Genomic DNA, 17,397 nt, shown 5'->3' on the forward strand with positions numbered 1-17,397 from the left:
ATCAGCCGCGCAGAGCGGCCGTTTCTTATGACCGGCCACATTAAAAGGAGCAGAGATGACTGACCATGCATCATTCAAAAAAGAGCGGAGCGCACTCGCAGCAGTCGTCACCGCTCCCACCACACGCACGGTTGCGCTACTTGCGCTTTGCGCGGCCTATATTCAGGGGCCGTTTTTCAAGATCGCAGATTTCAATGGCGCAATCGCCGAGATGGAACATTTCGGCCTGCAACCCGCACCTTTCTTTGCATTGGCCGTGATCGCGATCGAGCTCATTGCTTCCGCAATGGTCGTCTCAGGCTTTCTCCGTTGGGCAGGCGCGTTGGCGTTGTCCGGCTTTACACTTCTCGCAACCCTTGTGGCGCTGCGCTTCTGGGAATTCGCCCCCGGCATGGAGCGAATGATGGCAACGAATGCCTTCTTCGAACATCTGGGCCTGGCTGGCGCCTTCGTTCTCGTCGCTGCCGTCGATCTCACCAAAGGAGCAGACAAATGAGCACCGCAAAGTCCGCGAGGGGCAGCTTTGCCCCCCTCGCCCAACCTGTCTTCGCAGTACTTTGGGCCGCCACCGTGCTTGGCAACACCGGAAGTTTCATGCGCGACGTCGCAAGTTCCTGGCTGATGACCGACCTCTCGGCCTCGCCTGCCGCGGTGGCGCTGGTCCAGGCGGCCGGCACGCTGCCAATCTTCCTTCTGGCCATTCCGGCCGGCGTTTTGACCGACATTCTCGATCGCCGCAAATTCCTGATCGCCGTGCAATTCCTGCTCGCCTCCGTCAGCATAACGCTGATGGTCCTGGCACACACCGGAATGCTCTCGGTCAGCGCCCTGATCGGGCTGACCTTCCTCGGCGGTATTGGTGCTGCGCTGATGGGGCCCACCTGGCAGGCGATCGTGCCGGAACTGGTGAAGCGGGAGGATGTGAAGAGCGCCGTCGCCCTCAATTCGCTCGGCATCAACATTGCCCGTTCGATCGGGCCAGCTGCCGGTGGCCTGCTTCTGGCAGCCTTTGGGGCCGGCGTTACCTATGGCGCCGACGTCGCGAGCTATTTCGTCGTCATCGCCGCCCTCCTCTGGTGGCCACGAGCGAAGAATGCTGATGACGCGCTCGCAGAAGGTTTCCTTGGCGCCTTCCGTGCCGGTCTTCGTTATACCCGCGCCAGCCGTCCGTTGCATGTCGTGCTTCTGCGCGCGGCGATCTTCTTCGCCTTCGCCAGCGCGGTCTGGGCACTGCTGCCGCTCGTCGCTCGGCAATTGCTTGGCGGAGACGCCGGCTTCTACGGAATTTTGCTTGGAGCGGTCGGCGCCGGTGCCATCGGCGGCGCGCTCGTCATGCCGAAGTTGCGTGAACGCTTCGACGCGGATGGACTGCTTCTCGGCGCCGCCGTCATCACGGCTCTCGTCATGGCAGCGCTATCGCTTGCCCCGCCGCAATGGCTCGCCATCATCATCCTGCTCTTCCTCGGCGGCGCATGGATCACCGCGCTGACGACCCTCAACGGCGCCGCCCAGGCAATCCTTCCCAACTGGGTGCGAGGCCGTGGTCTTGCCGTCTATCTTACCGTCTTCAACGGCGCGATGACGGCAGGCAGCATCGGCTGGGGCGCAGTCGGTGAGGCTGCCGGCGTACCCGGTACGCTGCTGATCGGTGCTGCAGGCCTGTTGGTCGCCGGTCTCATCATGCACCGCATCAAACTGCCGGCCGGCGATGCTGATCTCGTGGCTTCAAACCATTGGCCCGAACCGCTGGTCGCAGAACCGGTCGCCCATGACCGTGGCCCAGTTCTGATCCTCATCGAGTACCAGGTGGAAAAACATCACCGCGCTGCGTTCATGCGTGCAATCGATGAACTGTCCCAGGAACGTCGCCGCGATGGCGCCTACGGCTGGGGCATCACGGAGGATTCGGCCGATCCTCAAAAGATCGTCGAATGGTTCATGGTGGAATCCTGGGCCGAGCATCTGCGCCAGCACAAGCGTGTGTCCCAAGCTGACGCTGACCTGCAAGGCAAGGTTATGACCTATCACTCAGGCCCGGAAAGGCCAGTCGTCCGCCATTTCCTGACGATCAATCGTCCGGGGGCTGCCTGACTAGTCCTTATGGGCGGCGTGAGTAGTCGCCGCCCATAATTTCATTTTTCGCAATTAAATCTGAATTATTGATGCAATTGTTGGTAGCGATGTTTTCCGACAATAACTGTCCAGCAGACACCCCTCGCGCACCAAAACCGATGGGAACCCAGGAGCCGACATGACCGATAACTTCCTCCCGCTCACCCGCCGTGCTGCCCTCATCACTGGAGCTGGCGTCGCTGCATCCCTTGCAATTCCCACCTCTTTCACCCTTGCAGCCAACGCTGCATCCACCAGGCACCCCACTGAAGGAATCAAAAACATGAGCTCTGTAACCACCAAGGACGGCGTCGAGATCTTCTACAAGGACTGGGGTCCGAAGGACGCACAGCCGATCATGTTCCACCACGGCTGGCCGCTGTCGTCCGACGATTGGGATGCACAGATGCTGTACTTCCTCGCCAACGGGTATCGCGTCGTCGCACATGACCGCCGCGGTCACGGCCGTTCGGCCCAGGTTTCCGAGGGCCACGACATGGACCATTACGCCGCCGATGCGTTTGCAGTCGTCGAGCACCTGAACCTGAAGAATGTCGTGCATATCGGTCATTCGACAGGCGGCGGTGAAGTCGCTCGTTATGTCGCCAAGCATGGTCAAAAGGCAGGTAGGGTCGCCAAGGCGGTTCTCGTCTCCGCCGTTCCACCGCTCATGGTCAAGACCGCCTCAAACCCCGAAGGCCTTCCAATTGAGGTGTTCGACGGCTTCCGTTCGGCACTCGCCGCCAACCGCGCGCAGTTCTTCCGCGATGTTCCGGCCGGCCCATTTTATGGCTTCAACCGAGAAGGTACGAAAGTCCAGGAAGGCGTGATTCAAAATTGGTGGCGTCAGGGCATGATGGGCGGCGCCAAGGCTCACTATGACGGCATCAAAGCCTTCTCCGAAACCGATCAGACAGAAGATCTGATGGAAATCACTGTGCCGACTCTCGTCCTGCACGGTGAGGACGATCAGATTGTTCCGATCGCCAATTCGGCACTCAAGTCCGCCAAGCTTTTGAAGAACGCTTCGCTCAAGACTTACCCAGGTTTTTCGCACGGGATGCTGACGGTTAACGCTGATGTCTTGAACGCAGATCTCCTCGCCTTCATCAAGGCGTGAAGCAGATGCATGGGGTGCGGCGCAAAATCGCCGCATCCGTCTTCTGCAATCGATAGATGCCAAAATGATCATGCCCTGCGACAGACCTTGTACACTTGTCGGGGCAACATACCCGCTGTCCAGCGCCTACGAGCGATCTCGTTCATCAGCACTCCTTGGGCGAAGGCGTCTACGCGTCAAACAGAGACGAGGGTAACTGAACAGTGAACCGGCTTGGTCTTGCTAGTCGGATTGCGACGGCTTCTCGCAAAAGCGCGAAACGCAGTTCCAAAGCCGTCGTCTCCGGCGATCTTGGCAACTGGCTAAGTTCAACAGCGAAGAGGTCAAACTCCCTGCCCAACGCGGTTTCGTCAAAAGATACGTTCACGTGCTCATAACCATCGTTTGTTTGAAGACTCACTCGTCCTCCGGCTTACCGCCAGCAACAAGACCGTGCCTAAGCCTCGTGCTAGCATGGTAAATATCCAATAAACCGGCTCGCCGAGCGGGATCATAAATTGGGACAATCGAGCCGTAAACGCAAAGAATCAGGGGCCGAGATTGGCAAGGCCAGATCTCTGCATATGTCTGTCGAGGCAATGGAGAGCGGCGTCCAGCGCACTCGCGCTCACTTCACGCCCCAATTGAAAACTAAAACGCCAACGATAGCGGGGTCCACGGAACAACCGTGGCTAAAACAGGAACTCGCCAACAGAGAGCTTTCTGAGAGCTATGGCAACCTTGGCGACGAGCATCTCCTTGTTTGGGCCGTGATCCGGATAGCGGGTCATGTTGTCGCCGCTATGCATGAAGACGTACCCACCTCGTCCTGTCGCTGTCGGGTACTGCCACATCCAGTCCGCGGGCTTTGGATCTTCCTGCGAGCCAATATCTGTCATCCAAATTGCTCCGGGTGGCGGATCGCTCCATCCGCGCACGTACTGTCCAAAGACACCCTGCCACCCATCGAAGCCATCGCCAAGATCGGAGAAAATTCCGAACCTATCGTCGCGCACCCGAACCTTGATGTTGGTAAACGGCCTTGGCGGAACAGCCCTGAACGGCGCCATAAATGGCAACCATGGCTGACACGGTTCGGCGCAAATGATCAGATTTCCGCCTTGCGATAGAAATGCCAGAAAGTCCTCAGCCCGGCTTTTCAGGAACAACTCATCGTGGCTGCTTGGAATGTAAAGTATGTCCGTCTTTTCCAGCAATTCGGGGCTGAGCTGATCATAAGGCGCAAAGAGGGTATCGAAGCCGGACAATTTGAGGCTTTCTTCGAGACCTTGCGGGTGCCACTCCGACGGATAATGCGAACATTGCAAATAGGTAAAGCGGCTTATCGCGGGCCGCTTGATTCCGAGTTCCTCGTTCAGCCAGGGATAAAAAGACCTCAGGAAGCGTGTGGTTGCTGGCATAAACCGCTGGCCATTGTGCGAATGCGGGTCGAGTGTTGCAAGCAACAACCTCCCCCTGCCCGGGCGCGAAGGAAAGTCGAGAAACAGGCTGCCGCTTCCATCGTCGATCTCGACGATGGAGCGGGCGCCTTCAGGAACATTGTATGAGCCACCCCAGTGCCAACTCATATGTGACAGTGGCATTCGCGCTGTAATCGGATGGTGCGGCTCGGATAGCCTGATCTCGAGCTTTTCGCCTTTCGTCCACCATAGCCAGTCGCGGCAGTTTCCGGGTGTCCACTCGAGACCCGCAATGTCTAGCCAATCTGCATTTCCCTGCAGGCAAACGACAAGAAAGCCGCCGTCTTGGAGATACGCGTTCAACTGCTGGGCATAGGGCCGCAGTGCGGCAGTGTCCATCGCATCCGGCACAACAACGGCTGCATAGGCCGAAAGCTCCGTCAGAGGCAGGTCGTGAATATAAATGAGATCATCGATATAGTGACGGAAATCCTGGAAACTTCGCAGTTGCCAGCTGTTGCCCCAGTGGAGATAGGCGATACCTTTGCCCGGCGCTGTTGCTTCAACCATCGAGGCGGGCTCCGTCGTGACGGAAAAGAGGTGCAAAAGTGTGTTTGCCAAGCCCGCCAAAATCCGCGCGAGCGATTGGAAGATCATACAGGCGCGTAAGGTTTTCGGGACTGAGTGCATCCTCGGTCGGACCTGAGACATAGCTCGTGCCGCTGGTCATCAAAAGGACGTCGCTGGCGATCTCCACTGCATGCTGAGGCGTGTGTGTGGAGAAGATGATTGTCATGCCATGTGCATCGCTCAAATAGCCGAGCAATCCGAGCACCTTGTCCTGGTTTTTATAATCAAGTGCCGCGCAGGGTTCGTCGAGCACCAGCAGCTCGCATTCTGAAGTCAGCGCCTGCGCAATCATCACCAGTTGGCGCTGGCCGCCGCTCAGCGTATTGAAGGTCTGCTGTTCCAGATGCTCGATACCAAGCATCTGGAAATAGTGCCGCACGACCTCATAGTCCCGCCTCCCAGGCGCCCTAAACAGGCCGAGATGACGCGCCCTGCCCATCAAGGCGATATCGAGAGCTGAATAGGAGAATGGCACATCGAATAGCTGAGGTACGAAGCCGACCCGCCCGTCGATTGAGAGCCGTCCCGATTTCGGCATTATGACGCCAATCAGCGTATTAATCAGGGTTGTCTTGCCGACGCCGTTGGCGCCGAGTATCGCCAGGATCCGCCCCCGTTCCAGACGCAGGCCATAGTGCCTCAGAACGGTCTTGCCGCCACGCTCAACGGTGAGGTCGTTTGCCTCAATCACTCGCCCAGCCCCCTTTTGCGTGTAGTCGGCGCAGGATCACCGCAAAAACCGGGACGCCGATCAGAGCAGTAATGATGCCGAGTGGGATCTCAGCCGTGGTCACCGTTCGGGCCAAGTTGTCGACCATCAGAACATAGATCGCACCAATAGTGCCGGACACGGGCAACAGCCTCTGGTGGTCGGCGCCGACCAGAGCGCGAGCAACATGTGGGATGACGAGACCGACCCACCCGATGATGCCCGAGGTTGCTACCACCCCTGCCGAAATAAGGGCGGACGCGACGAGGATGATCCATTGCACCAGCACAACCTTCGTGCCCAGAGCCCTGGCCTTTTCCTCGCCGAGCGACATGATGTTGATCTGGAAGCGCAGCAGATAGATTGCAACGGCGGACGGCACCACTGCCACGGATACCAGCAGGACATCAAAATAGTTGCTGGACGCAATACTGCCCATCAGCCAGTAGGTAATGGCAGGCAGCTTTTGAAAGGGATCCGCAAGCAGTTTGGCAATGGAAATTGCAGCCGAAAAAAAAGCCGATATGACAACTCCCGCCAGAACCAGCGTCAGCATGCTTGTGCGCCCGCGCACCGTCGACAACAGCTTGACGAGAAGAACACTTCCTATCCCGAACAGGAAGGCCATGATCAGCAAAAGGTGGCCCTGAAGGCCCAGGAGAATCGCCAGGGTTCCGCCGAAGCCCGCGCCCGATGTAACGCCAATGATGCCCGGATCCACAAGCGGATTGCGAAAAAGCCCTTGCAGAGCTGCACCCGAAACTGACAGACCAAAACCGATAATGACCGCCGCCATGATCCGCGGCAGGCGGACCTGCTCGACCACGACCTCCTGCACCGGCTCCCAATAAGGCGCAATCAACGGGTGCACATTATCGACCAGGATATAGGTTACGTCCCGAACAGACAGGTCGTAGCGACCGATGGTTACAGAATAAAGTATCGCAAGGACGAGCAGGCAGATCAGTGCCGGAAGGACGCAAGCTGAGACAACACTCCGTCCGACAGGGCGAGTAGTCGGGGCCTTAGCCAAAGAGTTCGACATACCTTGAAGCCGGTCCATTGCTTTCTGACTCAAGTATTGCCTTCATCTGAGCGTCAGTCAGTTCGGCGCCGTAGATCAGCCTGTAGGTAGCCGCGATCTGCTTCTTGAATTCCGGCGCGAATTCGGCACCGTGGGCGATGGCAGCCAACCATTCTGACGTGAGGAAGATTTCCGGTGCATCCGGCGTGCGGGCAAAGACGGGCTGTTTGTAGACCCGCTTTTGCTTGACCGCCTTGAGGCTAGCAAGCACCGGGTTGTCGAAGATATCCTGAGGCTTGAGGTCCGCATAAGCCGGAATAATGATGATCTCGGGGTTCCACACCAGCAACTGCTCGAAATCGACCGTGCGCCACCATTCGCCGGTCTTGTCAGCCGCCGGATTGGTCACGCCGCTCAGCGAAAGATCCTGCGAGCCGTTGGCGATGACCTGGATCTGATCAGCCACCTTGTCGATATGGAGAACTGAGGGAAGTGCTGCCGTGTTCAGCTTTGCGACCTTGTCGCTAAGCGCCTTCAAGGTGTCGGACTGGGCCTTCAGTATTGCCTGGGCGCGGTCATTGCGACCGGTCATGTAGCCGGTGATCGTGAGGTAATCGAGCCGGTCCTGCTCCGTGCAGCACTGCCAGCCGACGACGGTAAGGCCGACCCTTTCGAGAGGTTCAATGATCTTCGCGTCATGCGTCCACTGGATCACCACGTCCGGCTTCTCAGCGAGGATCGCCTCGACATTAGGTACAAAGCCGTCTTTGGCGGCACTTGCATTGATCTTTGCCATTTCCGGCAGCATCTCAGCGTAGATGCCACTGGTGAAATAGCGCACCAGCGAGTCCTTGTTCATGCCAACGATGTTATCCGCCTTCTCATCGATCGCGCGATAGATGATGGGTGCAGAGCGAACGATCGTGACAACGCGTTCCGGTGGCGCCTTAAAGGTGATCACCTTTCCGCGGTGGTCTAGAAATGAGGTTTCTGCATAAAGCGTTGTCGGCAAAAAAAGTGACAGTACGAGCGCGGAAATGGTTTTTAGGCGGCCGACCATTGATCCCTCCCTGGCGGCGCCTTTACGCGTTGATGGCGTCGCCGACCTGTGAACAGCAATTCATGACTCTGTAAATCAAGTTAATGGTTCGTGTCCAGAACAAGTTCGGAACAAATTGCATGGCTGACCGACGGCCGTTGGGCAGAGGCTGTGCTCAGGTCCGAGTAAATGGCTCCAGGGCTCAACCGTGCCTGGAAAACACCATGAGAAGAGACCGGTCGACCTCAATTTTCGGCGATTAGCAGACGCAAATCTCAGGGATTTACGACTTCACTCTGGCTCGGAATGCGGTAGGTGTTCAAAAATAGCATTTTCACAATGAGTAGCATTTTCAAGCCATCGCAACCTGTATGCTATTCAGGCATATTGATTCGCGCGCGACGTTGCGACAATGTGCTCGCGTAGCGGGAAGATTGCGTTTTGAAAGGACAGAATGGCGTTTGTTCTGAAGACCTTTGGCCGATTGCAACTTATCGATGAAGACGGGAACACGGTCGCGTTTCCCGAAAAAGGTCTATTGCTTTTCGCATATTTGCTGACGTCCGATCAGGGATCGGCGGATCGGGCGACCATCGCACGATTTCTATGGGGTGATGCTGACGAGGAGGTTGCGCGCTCTGCTTTGCGAAAGGCCATCTCGCGGATCATGGCTCGCCAGAATGAACTCGGTCTCGCCGCTCTTTCGTCCAGGGACGGGTTCATTTCTATAGACCAGGACGCGTTGCCTTCAGATCTTCTGTTGAACGAGTCTGAGGGAGAAGCCGAGCCATTCGTCCATCTTAATCATCTCGTGAGGCTCTTGGCCCGCCCGTTCCTCGGAACTGCAACATGCCAAAGTCGCGAGTTTCGAAGATGGTCCTCCGAACGCGAGGCTCATCACGCCGAACTTCTCAAAGAGGCACTCAGAAAGGCGTCTATCTCGTCGGAAGCGCCCATTCACTCGGAACTCCTGAGGCGCGCAGCTACTTCCCTGTCACGGCTGGATCCGCAAAACCCCGATACGACCCGGTTTGTATTGAAACTCCTGAATGCTGAAGAAGAGGTTGCATCGCTTAGAACGCATGAAGAGCAGCGCCGCAGTTCAATCGCAACTGGAGGAGCGCGCCTAACCCAGGAGCACGGAGCCGAGAGGCTCCAGCCACAGCCAGCTGCGCCCCGTCAGCCAGTGTCGGCCTTTCCTTCCACTATCGAGGAGCTCGCGATTGCTGTTCCTCGCCTTGCGCTGCTTCCCCCAAGCAATCACTCAACGCGCCCGGACGCCGGGCTCCTCGCAGCATCGCTGGTTGAAGATATCACGATTGGCTTTTGTGCGTTCGATAGTGTGCAGGTTGTCGCTCCATACTCGGCGGCTCAGGTTGGCCACGACCCGAAGGCACAGACAGCCTTTTTTGAACGCCATCGCGTCAACTATGTCCTCGACACTCGGATCAGCGGAGACGGGGATGACGTGTCACTCTTTGCCCAGTTGATCTACTTCGACCAGAACCAGGTTATTTGGGCGGAGCGATTCAGTCTCGACCATTTGTCTCTTGCAAAAGACAGACGGGTTGTTTCGCGGCAACTCGCTCTCTCCATATCCGGCGAAATCGAACGTTATGAAGCCCTGCGGGAGGATCTCAATCCGGTTGCCTACCATCGATACCTGATTGGCAGGCGCCATCTCGTTAGATTGACGCTTCCTAACCTGCGGCGAGCCCGTGCGGAGATGAAGGCTGCACTAAACGCGAGCCCGCACTTTGCGCCGGCGCTCAGTTCAATGGCCCGCACCTACTCCAAGGAGTGGTTGTTGACCGCGCGAGGCGATGTCGAGCTTTTGAAGATGGCTGAAGGCCTGGCGGTCCAAGCCAGCAAGGCGCGACCCGAATTTGCCGATGGCTTCCGAGAGTTGGGTGTCGCGAAACTTCTGCAGGGTGAGTTCGATGCAAGCGCCGAAGCCATGGAGGTCGCGGAAAACTGCGCTCCCCATTATGCCGACGTCATCGCCGATTATGCGGACACGCTCGTCCATTGCTCGCTTCCGGCCATGGCGCTGCAGAAGATCGAGCGGGCGATCGAGCTCAACCCACTCAGCCCAGACACCTATCTCTGGACAGCCGCGGGTGCGAATTATGCGCTCGGCGAGTTTGAAGCATGTCTCGACTACATCGGACAGATGGTCGATTCCAGTTTGGCCGACAGGCTTTCCGCCGCGAGCTGGGCCATGTTGGACCGTCCGGAAAGGGCGCGAGCCTTCGTGCGAAGGTTTCGGGAAGCCAATCCGGATTTCAACGTCGACAGGTGGCTGTCTGCGGTTCCAAGTAAGGAGCAATGGCATAAGGACCTTTATCGAGAGGGTCTGAAGAAGGCAGGATTCTAACCACAACCACGGAAGGGGTAGAAGCATGGCAAGAGTTGTTGTTATTGGCATCGAGGGCGAGGATGAACTCTGGGTTGCCGATCTGGATGCAAAGACTGTGCACTCACTTCCGGCCCCCAAGACGGGTTCGCTGAAGGTGGTAACCGATCTTCGGGCAACAGGCTCGACCGTGACGAAGGGCGTAGACCTGGCCGTCACGGTCAAGTCCACGGAGGCCGCATTCTCCGGTCACTACGACGGCTAACCGAGGCCGATTGCAAAAAATTGGTTGATGCCGAAAGCGCTTGAAAGAATAGAGCGCCATCACAGTTGATTGAACGCCGATGGGCCTTTTGGGGCTCGATGCGATCGCTGGATGTTGCGTCATCAATAGCTGCAAAGGTCCCGCCGAGCTCTCGTTCATCGAGCGTCGTGATCTGCGACCAAACGCTTTTCACATCCGTTTCGCTCGGCATAGCCGGGCGGAGCGCGTTGCTATTGACAGAAGCACGACAAACCAAGAGCCATTGTCCTGGAGACCAAGCCCCCTCGGCTGCGGCCGGCTTCATGCTACAAGCGGCTCGTTGGCCACAACGCAACCGGATTTACGCCGGCCTTTGCGCGTAGTTGCGAACCAGATCGATAAACAGGCGGAGCTTGGTCGGAACGTGACGTCTGCCGGAATAATAGAGGCATAGTGCCGGCTCGTTCGGCATCCAGTCTTGAAGCACCCTGATCAGACGGCTTGCTTCAACGTGGCGCGCGACCGTCTGCTCCGCGAGATAGGCGAGGCCCATTCCATCCAGCGCAGCATCAAGCATCAATCCGCTGTCGTCGAGGACAAGGCGACCAGGCACATCCAGCGCACAACGCTCGTGATCGCGAACAAATTCCCAGTGATAGATGCGTCCACTGCCCATGCGGGCACGGATACATTCATGAGCCAACAGATCAGTTGGAACAATCGGCACATCGCGCCCCTTGAAATAGGCAGGCGATCCGACAACGATCTGACGCACATTCGGGATGATCGGGATCGCGATCATGTCAGCTGGCACCAGATCGAAGAGACGTATCCCGGCATCGAACCCCTGTCCAACGACATCGACCAACGCCGACTCGGTGACGACTTCTACCTGTATCCGCGGATAGCGCTGCAGGTACTCTCGTATCGGCTCCATGACGAAGCGTGCCGCGCCCAGCGCCATGTTAAGCCTCAGAACCCCTGAAGGTTCTCCGACGTGTTCGCCGGCATTTTCGATCGCACCGTCAATCGCTGCCAGCGCCGGGGCGATTTCCTCCAGAAATTTCTCGCCTGCCGCGGTGAGTACGACGCTTCGCGTCGTTCGATTGAAGAGACGGACATTCAGCCGTTCTTCAAGTGCTGCGATCGCATGGCTAAGCCCCGAGGAGGACACGCCGAGCTCGCGTGCAGCGGCACGAAAGCCGCCCCGCCTGGCAACCTTAACCACCGCCTCCAGTTCGATGAGAGTGGCCTTGGTCATTGCGCAATATCCCAGATCAGCTTCGCCATTATTCGCCGTCATATCAGATCAGCGGCTCTAGTCCATCGCAATGGAGGGGCAAGGGATGTCTGACTGGACGCTGCTTCCTGGGGCTCAGCCCGACGCAGCATGCAAAATCTGCCCAATCGCTCGTGATTGCGCGACATAGCTCATCAGCCCGTGCACGATTACGAGACTTATCAGATCAGGGAAGACGTCGCATATCTCGCTAAACGAAAGGAGATAAAATGCGAGATATTGACAAGATTTACGTCGATGGAGCGTTCGTCACACCACACGGAACGGAGCAATTCGACCTTTTCAATCCGGCAACCGAAGAAAAGATCGGAACCGTCCGTCTGGGCAACGCCGAAGATGTTCGGGTGGCTGTGGCCGCAGCAAAACGCGCATTTCCCGTCATGGCTTCCACTTCGAAAGCAGAGCGGATCGCCATGCTGCATCGTCTTAGCGACGCTGTCAGATTGAAGGCCGGCGATCTCATTGCAGCCATGACCGAGGAGTACGGCGCGCCGGCCTATTTCACGGGATTCTCGGCGCAGAACACGGCATCGATTTTCGATGTCATGGCAGCAACCGTCGAGACCTACGAGTTCGACAGGACGGCCGGTTCCAGCGTAGTGAGAATGCTGCCGCTCGGCGTCGTGGGCGCAATAACGCCCTGGAACAGCAATTTCGGCTTCATTGCTACGAAGCTCGCCCATGCGATCGGCTCTGGATCGAGCATCGTGATCAAGCCCGCAGAGCAAAGTGCTATCCAGACCCAGCTTCTTGTGGAGTGCATTCATGATGCGGGCCTCCCAAGCGGTCTTCTGAATGTCGTGAACGGCACCGGTCCCGTAGTCGGCGCAGAACTCACCACGAATCCGGATGTCGCGATGATCACGTTCACCGGCTCGACGCCGGCGGCAAAGATCATCCAGCGGGCGGCCCTAGACACGATGAAGCGCCTGGTCCTGGAACTCGGAGGAAAGAGCCCAACGATCATTCTGGACGATGCCGATCTCGACACCGCAATCCCGACGGCACTGATGACCGGCTTTGCAAATAGCGGCCAGGCCTGTGTGGCCGGGACACGCATCCTGGTTCCCAATTCCCGTCGTGACGAGATTTTCCAGCGACTGAAGTCCGAGGCCGAACGCCTGAAGGTCGGCGTCCCTACGGACCCGCAGGTGCGGATTGGTCCGCTTGCGAACGCGAAACATTGGGAGCGGGTCCAGTCCTATATCCAGCTAGGTCAGCAGGAAGGTGCAACACTCCTGACCGGCGGCGAGGGGCGCCCCGGCGGGCTCGATAAGGGCTGGTTTACGCGACCGACGATCTTCACGGGCGTGTCAAACGATATGCGCATTGCCCGCGAGGAGATTTTCGGGCCAGTGCTGGGTGTCATCACCTATGATGATGATGATGATGCCGTCAAAATTGCCAATGACTCCGAGTTCGGGCTTCAGGCCTATGTCCTTTCGTCGGATGTTGCTCGAGCGACACGGATCGCCGAGCAGCTGATTGCCGGGCGTGTTGTGATCAACGGTGCGCCCCATGATCCCTACGCACCATTCGGGGGCTTCAAGCAATCCGGCATCGGACGCGAGATCGGTGCCTACGGCCTGGACGCGTATCTCGAACCGCGGGCCATTCTAAAGCCAACCGCGTAACGACTGTATCGCCTCCAAAATGAAAGTAGAGAACATGCCGAAGACCTGGATCATCACCGGCAGCGCGCGCGGCCTTGGCCGCTCGGTCCTCACCGCCGCCCTGGAGAACGGGGACAATGTGCTTGCAACCGCACGCGACGTGACGCGCCTCGAAGATCTGAAAGATCAATATGGGAAACGTCTTGCGCTTTTTGCACTCGATGTCACGGATGTAGACAACGCGGGCGAAGCTGCCGCCGCTGCGATCGACAGTTTCGGATGCATAGATGCACTTGTGAACAACGCAGGGTACGGTCATTTCGAAGCGTTCGAACAGAAGTCGGCTGGAAACTTTCGTGCCGAAGTGGAAACCAATCTGTTCGGTGTCGTCAACATGACGCGTGCTGTCTTGCCTTTCATGCGCAGACAGAAATCGGGACACATCTTCAACATCTCGTCTGTCGGAGGGCGGATCGGAACTCCGGGTCTGTCGGCTTATCAAACCGCAAAATGGGCAGTCGGCGGGTTCACCGAGGTTCTGCGCAATGAGGTCTCTCCCCTCAACATCAAAGTCATGGCACTCGAACCGGGCGGGATGCGGACAGATTGGGCCAAGACAGCCGGCCACGCCTCTGCGAGCGCCGTAATGCCAGACTACGCCGAGACGGTTGGCGCAACAATCGAGATGATCAGGGCCTATGCCGGCAACGAGGTGGGCGACCCGGCACGTATCGCACAGTTGATCATCGCACTGGCCAAGCGCAATGACGTACCCGCCCATCTGGTTCTGGGAACCGATGCCCTGGCGTCGTTTGATGAGGCGGAGGCAGCGCGCCGCTTATCCCATGAGGCGTGGCTCGACATCAGCGTGGCAACGGTGTTCGATGGGCCCGACAGTGAGACACTCACCGCGTTTCTGCCAATCGCAAGCACCGACTAATGTCGATCCGCGGCCGTCCCAGTTCGAGCGGACCGTTCGCCGCTGGCCGATTGCTGACGAGAGCTCCATCACAATGGACTGCCATTCACGTTCAGCGAGAATGGCGAGGGCTCCTCAGGGCCCTAGGCGGAACTTCGCTTGACGATTTCGAAGCCGATCTTGATCATTGGCTCGACTGCCTCGCCGGATAGCTTTCTCAGTATGGATCTCGCCGCCTGCGTGCCAATCATGCGGCGGTCGATGCGGACGGTCGTTAGAGGTGGATGGGTGTGAGGCGCGAAGTCGAAGTCTCCGAAGCCCACGATCGCAACATCCTCGGGAATCCTGCAGCCCCGTGCAATGGCTTCTGTCAACGCCCCATGGGCCACAACGTCAGAACTTCCAAACACCGCAAGCGATCCGCCCCCGCGATCCAGCAATTGCGCCATGGCTTGGCGCCCGTCGCGAAACGTGGAGGGAGAGTTCATCTCCAGGTCAGGCAGCTCCACCGGGGCGACGTCCATTAGCCGGTTGACAAAGCCGTCCCTGCGCTGAACGGCGCGCGGATCGTTGGCACCGATCTGGGCATAGCGATCATAACCCTTGGCCAGAAGGAATTCCGCGACCAGGGCGCCTACATCAAAGTGTGAGAAGCCGACGGCCGTATCGAGTGGAGAAGGGGTCTGATCCCAGATTTCGACGATCGGCAGCCCTGCCCCCGTCAACATTGCCCTCGTCTCCTTGAGATGCGTGATGCCTGTCAGAATGATACCGTCAGGCCTTCGAGCGAGGATTGCGCGGGTGAGCTCGAGCTCTCGCTGTTGGTCATAGCCGGACAGACCCAACAGAAGTTGGTAGCCTTCTGCGACAAGCTCTGCGTTCAAGCCCTCGATCGCCTCGGCGAAGATGGTGCTCGATACCGATGGCACGATCGCTGCAACAAGCCGTGTTCTGCGCGACGCCAAACCGCCAGCGAGGAGATTTGGTACATAGCCCGTCCGGGCGATGACACGCTCGATCGCTTCGAGCGTTCGCGGCTTGACCAGCTTGGGTGTATTGATCGCACGCGAAACTGTAACGGGCGAGACGCCCGCAAGCTTGGCTATGTCAGCCAGGGTCACGGGGCTCGATTGGTCCGACCTGCCTTTCTTGTCCTGCTCGCCCATAACCCCTCCGCTTTAAAATGATTTACGCTTTCATTTTGAAGCTTGGCAAGTCCATTCATTGATAAAAATATGCAGCTTTCTTTAACTATCTGAAAATGTGTGAGTTATTTTAAAACATAAACCCTTGCGGTGGATAGGTCCGATGCATAAAATGGAAGCGCTTTCATTCTTCGATTGAGGAGTCGGGGAATGGGCTTTCAGTCGGGCGCATTGACGCCAAATGGGAGGAGGAATTCATGCATTTGAGACGTTTCATCACATTCGCGGCCATGGCCGCATCGATCTGTGCGGTGGCGACGACTGCGGGTCACGCCCAGGACTATCCCTCAAAGACCGTGACAGTCATTGTTCCCTTTGCCGCTGGCGGCAACACCGATACCTTTGGTCGCCTCGTCGCCGAGCAACTGGACAGCCGGCTCGCCCAACGCTTCATCGTTGAAAACAAGCCTGGTGCCGGCGGAAACGTTGGACTGGGTGATCTCGCCCGCGCCGCACCAGATGGCTATACGATCGGCATGGGGACTGTCAGCTCCAACGCAATCAACCAGACCCTTTTCAAGACTCTGCCCTATGACAAGGAAAAGGGATTTGCTCCATTGTCCCTGATCGCCAGGATGCCGAACGTGCTGGTGGTCAATCCTGAAAAGCTGCCGGTCAATTCCGTCCAGGAGTTGATCGATCTTCTCAAGAAGGAGCCGGGCAAGCACACTTATGCCTCGTCGGGCGTCGGCACGTCCATCCACCTTGCAGGCGAACTTCTTGCCACCAAGACCGGCGTCAAGATCACCCATGTTCCCTACAAGGGGAGCAGCCAGGCGATCATGGACGTGGTGGCAGGTCATGTCGATTTCATGTTCGACAACATTCCGACGGCCGCACAGCAGGTGAAGGCCGGGAAACTGCGCGCGCTCGCAGTGACGAGCCTCGACAGGGCCTCGCTGCTGCCCGACGTTCCGACCATGGACAGCGTCATTCCCGGCTTCGAGGCGACATCCTGGCACGGTATCTTTGCGCCGCCTGGCACGCCGCCTGAAATCGTCGACAAGCTGAGCACGGAAGTTCAGGCCATTCTCCACGACCCTGCGATGAAGGCGAAGATCGAAGGCATGGGTGCAACGCCTGTTGGTAACACGTCCGAGGAATTCGCCACGTTCATAAAGGGCGAAACCGATAAATGGGCCGAAGTCATCAAAGCAGCAAACGTTCCGCTCCAATGACACCCCGCCCGCCGGTCGGCTCGATGGGCCGGCCGGTCGATCCTGATCTGTGGGATTTTACAGCCATGCTAAAGATTGGAAATAGCCGAGACTTTGTCGGTGGCGTTGCGATGATTATCGTCAGCCTCCTTTTCATCTGGTTCGGTCAGGAACTTGATATCGGAAGCTCCTTCCAGATGGGACCGGGCTACTTTCCGTTAGTGCTGAGCCTTCTGCTGATCGCCATCGGGGTGTTGATCATCCTGCAGTCGATGGTCGCGGCCGCCGAAAACGAGGCCGCCGCGGAGGGAGCCAACTGGAAGGCATATGGTCTCATCACACTCGCCCCTGTTTTCTTCGGGTTGGTCTTGCCGAGCCTGGGGCTTGCCCCGAGCATGTTCCTGATGATCGTCGCAGTCAGCTTCGCCAGCAAATATGCGCGTTGGCGTCACTCAATAGCGCTCGGCCTTTTCCTCGCGATCTGTTCCTCCGTACTTTTCACGCGGCTCCTGTCGCTTCCAGTGAGCACCTTCGGGCCATGGATCCCCTTCCTCGGCGATGCCGGGTAG

General features: G+C 57.9%; 15 protein-coding genes. 9 read left to right on the forward strand and 6 right to left on the reverse strand.

Annotated elements, in window-relative coordinates:
* The first annotated feature begins 55 nt into the window (after nucleotides 1-55).
* The 3 genes from JNB88_RS23355 (at nucleotide 56) to JNB88_RS23365 (ending at nucleotide 3,232) form a co-directional block, all read left to right on the forward strand.
* Nucleotides 56-496 (forward strand): DoxX family protein, encoded by a 441-nt coding sequence (locus tag JNB88_RS23355; protein WP_220357496.1) that lies wholly within the window; start codon nucleotides 56-58, stop codon nucleotides 494-496.
* Nucleotides 493-2,091, forward strand: coding sequence for an MFS transporter (locus tag JNB88_RS23360; RefSeq protein ID WP_037135383.1), 1,599 nt, complete (start codon nucleotides 493-495; stop codon nucleotides 2,089-2,091). Before JNB88_RS23355 ends, JNB88_RS23360 begins: the two co-directional genes overlap by 4 nt.
* A 304-nt stretch (nucleotides 2,092-2,395) precedes the next feature.
* Complete coding sequence (locus JNB88_RS23365) at nucleotides 2,396-3,232, forward strand: alpha/beta fold hydrolase (RefSeq protein WP_220357534.1); 837 nt, start codon at nucleotides 2,396-2,398, stop codon at nucleotides 3,230-3,232.
* 671 nt (nucleotides 3,233-3,903) lie between these two features.
* On the opposite strand, the gene JNB88_RS23370 is transcribed toward JNB88_RS23365, so the two are convergent.
* Genes JNB88_RS23370 through JNB88_RS23385 form a run of 4 tightly spaced genes read right to left on the reverse strand, consistent with a single transcriptional unit; the run spans nucleotide 3,904 to nucleotide 8,055 of the window.
* Complete coding sequence (locus JNB88_RS23370; protein ID WP_220357497.1) at nucleotides 3,904-5,202, reverse strand: hypothetical protein; 1,299 nt, start codon at nucleotides 5,200-5,202, stop codon at nucleotides 3,904-3,906.
* Entirely contained in the window at nucleotides 5,195-5,953 is a 759-nt protein-coding gene (locus JNB88_RS23375; RefSeq protein ID WP_220357498.1) for an ABC transporter ATP-binding protein, read from the reverse strand. Before JNB88_RS23375 ends, JNB88_RS23370 begins: the two co-directional genes overlap by 8 nt.
* On the reverse strand, nucleotides 5,946-7,049 hold the full coding sequence (locus tag JNB88_RS23380) for a FecCD family ABC transporter permease (protein WP_223217302.1): 1,104 nt from the start codon (nucleotides 7,047-7,049) through the stop codon (nucleotides 5,946-5,948). The genes JNB88_RS23375 and JNB88_RS23380 overlap by 8 nt, the downstream gene beginning before the upstream one ends.
* Entirely contained in the window at nucleotides 6,997-8,055 is a 1,059-nt protein-coding gene (locus tag JNB88_RS23385) for an ABC transporter substrate-binding protein (protein WP_220357499.1), read from the reverse strand. The genes JNB88_RS23380 and JNB88_RS23385 overlap by 53 nt, the downstream gene beginning before the upstream one ends.
* 433 nt (nucleotides 8,056-8,488) lie before the next feature.
* On the opposite strand from JNB88_RS23385, the gene JNB88_RS23390 reads away from it, so the two are divergent.
* Both JNB88_RS23390 and JNB88_RS23395 read left to right on the forward strand, forming a co-directional pair.
* The gene (locus tag JNB88_RS23390; RefSeq protein ID WP_220357500.1) at nucleotides 8,489-10,411 is read left to right on the forward strand and encodes a hypothetical protein; all 1,923 of its coding nucleotides are present in this window, start codon (nucleotides 8,489-8,491) and stop codon (nucleotides 10,409-10,411) included.
* A gap of 25 nt (nucleotides 10,412-10,436) precedes the next feature.
* Entirely contained in the window at nucleotides 10,437-10,655 is a 219-nt protein-coding gene (locus JNB88_RS23395) for a hypothetical protein (protein ID WP_037135377.1), read from the forward strand.
* Between the two features lie 340 nt (nucleotides 10,656-10,995).
* Here the strand turns inward: JNB88_RS23395 and JNB88_RS23400 are convergent, their stop codons facing one another.
* Nucleotides 10,996-11,895 (reverse strand): LysR family transcriptional regulator, encoded by a 900-nt coding sequence (locus JNB88_RS23400; protein WP_220357501.1) that lies wholly within the window; start codon nucleotides 11,893-11,895, stop codon nucleotides 10,996-10,998.
* 248 nt (nucleotides 11,896-12,143) lie between these two features.
* Here JNB88_RS23400 and JNB88_RS23405 point away from each other — a divergent pair, with 248 nt between their 5' ends.
* Complete coding sequence (locus JNB88_RS23405; protein WP_220357502.1) at nucleotides 12,144-13,568, forward strand: aldehyde dehydrogenase family protein; 1,425 nt, start codon at nucleotides 12,144-12,146, stop codon at nucleotides 13,566-13,568.
* Between the two features lie 34 nt (nucleotides 13,569-13,602).
* Nucleotides 13,603-14,487 carry an SDR family NAD(P)-dependent oxidoreductase gene (locus JNB88_RS23410; protein ID WP_220357503.1) on the forward strand — a complete coding sequence of 295 codons (885 nt, stop codon included), beginning with the start codon at nucleotides 13,603-13,605 and terminating at the stop codon, nucleotides 14,485-14,487.
* Between the two features lie 122 nt (nucleotides 14,488-14,609).
* Here the strand turns inward: JNB88_RS23410 and JNB88_RS23415 are convergent, their stop codons facing one another.
* The gene (locus tag JNB88_RS23415; RefSeq protein WP_220357504.1) at nucleotides 14,610-15,632 is read right to left on the reverse strand and encodes a LacI family DNA-binding transcriptional regulator; all 1,023 of its coding nucleotides are present in this window, start codon (nucleotides 15,630-15,632) and stop codon (nucleotides 14,610-14,612) included.
* A 236-nt stretch (nucleotides 15,633-15,868) separates the two neighbouring features.
* On the opposite strand from JNB88_RS23415, the gene JNB88_RS23420 reads away from it, so the two are divergent.
* Complete coding sequence (locus tag JNB88_RS23420) at nucleotides 15,869-16,849, forward strand: Bug family tripartite tricarboxylate transporter substrate binding protein (protein ID WP_220357505.1); 981 nt, start codon at nucleotides 15,869-15,871, stop codon at nucleotides 16,847-16,849.
* On the forward strand, nucleotides 16,846-17,397 hold the full coding sequence (locus tag JNB88_RS23425) for a tripartite tricarboxylate transporter TctB family protein (protein WP_223217303.1): 552 nt from the start codon (nucleotides 16,846-16,848) through the stop codon (nucleotides 17,395-17,397). Before JNB88_RS23420 ends, JNB88_RS23425 begins: the two co-directional genes overlap by 4 nt.

It is taken from the genome of Rhizobium cauense (assembly GCF_019511525.1).
Taxonomy (GTDB): domain Bacteria; phylum Pseudomonadota; class Alphaproteobacteria; order Rhizobiales; family Rhizobiaceae; genus Rhizobium; species Rhizobium cauense.

Bases quoted from the DNA above. Each gene is read 5' to 3' on its own strand.
- JNB88_RS23355 (WP_220357496.1), top strand. From the start codon at position 56: ATGACTGACCATGCATCATTCAAAAAAGAGCGGAGCGCACTCGCAGCA.
- JNB88_RS23360 (WP_037135383.1), top strand. From the start codon at position 493: ATGAGCACCGCAAAGTCCGCGAGGGGCAGCTTTGCCCCCCTCGCCCAA.
- JNB88_RS23365 (WP_220357534.1), top strand. From the start codon at position 2,396: ATGAGCTCTGTAACCACCAAGGACGGCGTCGAGATCTTCTACAAGGAC.
- JNB88_RS23370 (WP_220357497.1), bottom strand. From the start codon at position 5,202: ATGGTTGAAGCAACAGCGCCGGGCAAAGGTATCGCCTATCTCCACTGG.
- JNB88_RS23385 (WP_220357499.1), bottom strand. From the start codon at position 8,055: ATGGTCGGCCGCCTAAAAACCATTTCCGCGCTCGTACTGTCACTTTTT.
- JNB88_RS23390 (WP_220357500.1), top strand. From the start codon at position 8,489: ATGGCGTTTGTTCTGAAGACCTTTGGCCGATTGCAACTTATCGATGAA.
- JNB88_RS23395 (WP_037135377.1), top strand. From the start codon at position 10,437: ATGGCAAGAGTTGTTGTTATTGGCATCGAGGGCGAGGATGAACTCTGG.
- JNB88_RS23400 (WP_220357501.1), bottom strand. From the start codon at position 11,895: ATGACCAAGGCCACTCTCATCGAACTGGAGGCGGTGGTTAAGGTTGCC.
- JNB88_RS23405 (WP_220357502.1), top strand. From the start codon at position 12,144: ATGCGAGATATTGACAAGATTTACGTCGATGGAGCGTTCGTCACACCA.
- JNB88_RS23410 (WP_220357503.1), top strand. From the start codon at position 13,603: ATGCCGAAGACCTGGATCATCACCGGCAGCGCGCGCGGCCTTGGCCGC.
- JNB88_RS23415 (WP_220357504.1), bottom strand. From the start codon at position 15,632: ATGGGCGAGCAGGACAAGAAAGGCAGGTCGGACCAATCGAGCCCCGTG.
- JNB88_RS23420 (WP_220357505.1), top strand. From the start codon at position 15,869: ATGCATTTGAGACGTTTCATCACATTCGCGGCCATGGCCGCATCGATC.
- JNB88_RS23425 (WP_223217303.1), top strand. From the start codon at position 16,846: ATGACACCCCGCCCGCCGGTCGGCTCGATGGGCCGGCCGGTCGATCCT.